This is a genomic window from Maribacter sp., assembly GCF_049667165.1.
GTDB lineage: Bacteria > Bacteroidota > Bacteroidia > Flavobacteriales > Flavobacteriaceae > Maribacter_A.
This window is the reverse complement of the sequence record NZ_JBATHS010000182.1, coordinates 1-2,923: the sequence shown is the minus strand read 5'-3', so window position 1 is coordinate 2,923 and position 2,923 is coordinate 1. Positions and strand designations below refer to the sequence as shown.

Annotated in this window: 2 protein-coding genes; both read right to left on the bottom strand. The window is 39.3% G+C overall.

Annotation, left to right across the window (positions count from 1 at the left end; genetic code table 11):
* Positions 1 to 2,233 (bottom strand): MFS transporter (locus tag WBM98_RS09400; RefSeq protein WP_424365764.1); only part of this gene is annotated, 2,233 nt, incomplete at its 3' end.
* A 68-nt stretch (positions 2,234 to 2,301) separates the two neighbouring features.
* On the bottom strand, positions 2,302 to 2,923 hold a 622-nt coding region (locus WBM98_RS09395; RefSeq protein ID WP_424365763.1), incomplete at its 5' end, for a glycoside hydrolase family 30 beta sandwich domain-containing protein.

Sequence of the window (2,923 nt, the reverse complement as noted above, 5' to 3'; positions counted from 1 at the left end):
CATGATGGACTTTCCATGATTCGTCAAACGACGAGAAATAGAATAAGTCTATATCATTACTCTTTGCCCAATTATTTGCGCTGATAAAGAACTTCATGGTATTTAGTGATGAAGGTACGGCCTCATTTATTTTTTCTCCCTGATTAGGCCAGCCTGTTTCAGAAATAATCACTGGTTTACCTTTTGAAACTTTCTTGACAACTGAATACATCTGTTTAAGGTAAAGCATAGAAAGATCAAAATTGTATCCTTCCCAAAATGGGTAGCAGTTGATTAAAATTACATCGCAGTCATCAATAAGTGCCGGCCGATCTAGAAACTGATAATAGGCATCAACATAACCTATTTTAATGTTTGGCAATGCCCTTTTCACCCTGTCAATATAAGACAGAATTTCACCCTCTGTCAATTCATTTCGCATCAACACCTCATTACCGATGACAGCTATATCCACATATCCATTTTGTCCCAAATTGATCAGGGCCTCTATCTCCTTCTCATTTTTAGTTTTGTCATTCCCGATCCAGGCACCAACCATTGTTTTTAATCCTTTCTTATGTGCTACTTTAGGAATGAACTCATTTCCATCGGTACATGAGAAAGACCTTACCCATTTTGTGTAAGGTGCGATCACATCCATTCTTCGCTGTATTTGGTCTTCTGATAATTGATCACCGATATTTTGACCTTCCAGGTACGGGCTAAAACAAAAACCGTGCACACCTTTATTCAAGGTGGTTGTAAAGAGTTTCTTGATTTCCCGTTCAGATTTTGAAGTAAAATCCAAGTCTGTATTTGACCTGGATCCTGAATCAACACCAGCGAGTGTTAATAGTTTACCTTTTTTGTAGTAAGAAGAGAGTTGCGGTGTGGTTTTTCCTTTGCCTTTGCGTTTGTCCAATTCCGTCCGTATTTCATTGGCACGTTCTTCTGTAACATCATAATTACGCATTATAAGCATTGCCACTATTGTTCCTACCATGGGGAAAAAGCAAAAGAAAGCATGCAGGCCATCAACCGCTCCCTGTTGTTCGGTTGTTGCCAAATCAGGGTTAAAACCAACAATGCCAATAATTACGCCACTAAGTGCTCCAGCTATGGCAAAGCCTACTTTAACCATCCACCAATAAATTGCACCAAAAATACCTTCCCGTCTTTTACCTGACTTCAATTCATCAATATCGATTACATCTGCAGTCATTGACATCATGATGGTAAATAAACTCCCTATTCCAAAAGAGAAGAAGGGCAATGCAATAATGTACAACCAAGGTTTTCCTGGCACAAAGAGAAAATACATCATTAGGTAGCCTATAATCGAAATCGCTTGGGCCCACATGAACGCCTTTTTCTTACCCATTTTTTTTGACATCCAAGTAACCACGGGAATTACAATAAAAGTCGTTCCCAAAGCTCCTATGCAACCGAATAATGCGACCCAAATACCAGGAGCAGTTGCATCACCATTAAATAGTCTATAAACAATAACAAAATAGGTTAGCGCAGCTACGGTGTTAAATGCATTAAAAATCAAAAACGTGGCACCACATATCTTTCTAAACTCCGCAATCTTAAAGGCATCCTTAAAACTTTCTAAAATTTTCATCAAACTACCCCCGATATTGGCCGAGTTCAGTGGCTCATAATTTTCTTCAAGGGTCGATTTACTCTTAATAAACAAGGCAGGTACCATGGCAGCAATTGCACAAGGTACGGCCACCCAGACAGCCAATTCGCGAACAGCGATATCTTGGGACGGAAACCATTCTGGATCATCAATAATCACCCAAAACCAGGGTGCTATCACCCAAGCCCACTGACCGATCCATTGGGCCACAGCCATAATGTTGGTTCGTTCGTGAAAATCGTCGCTCATTTCGTAGCCCATAGCGACATAGGGTACACTAAAAAAGGTAAGCCCCAAATAAAAGACAATGGACCATAAAAAGAAATACCAAAAATTATATTGTAATGAATTATCCGTATACAATTGCCACATAATTGTAAACGCCACGCCCATTAAAATTGCACCAATTAAAACATACTGTTTGCGTCTTCCCCATTTCGATTTGGTATTATCAGAAATGAAACCCATTATTGGATCTGTTATGGCATCGAAAACTCTTGGAAAAAAATAAACAAGAGACCATAACCATCCAGTAAATCCAAATGATTGAACAAGGACAACCATAAATATTCCAAGAATCGCGGGAAACATTTGATTGGCAAACATACCAACGCCAAATGCGACTTTTTGCCCAAATGGGACTTTAACTGTGGCTGTAGACATATTACTTATTTTTAGTTTGGTTGTACTATGATTGTTTGAATAGCTTGTGCATTAATACGCATATCTTTTTTTAACGCTCCCAATGAAAGTTGAAAATGCTTTTCTTCTTTATCCTGATTGAATACTACGACCGCAATTGAACCATCTGTATTCTTGGCCGCTGTAGCCAACAAAGTCCCATTAGAATTTTCGAGTCCGATCCTAACAGCGCCTGGACGTATGTATTTGCTGAAATGTGCCATGGTATGGTAGAGCGGCGTAAAATAGACCTCATCTTTTTCGGGATCTACAATAACCGGTGCAATACACCAGTTTTTAAACCAATTTGGACCTCCTTTAGTGTCAAGTACCATATTCCAATCTACCCAACCGTCAACCCAATTGTTCAAACATCCTATAATATCACGAGCGTATCGATTTACAGGTGCATATTTAGGGTGTAAAGGCTTGTCTTTATCTGGTGCCCAATCAAAGCCCCAATCCGTAGCTTCTTTTTCCCAATACCATTGATCATCATTCCATACAGGGATTTCGGCATCTATGCAAGCTTCTGATTGTATAAGAAGTTTATTAGGCGCTTTTTTATGGGCGTATTGCAATTCTTCAGGGAATACCTCGAATGTACTTGCATAC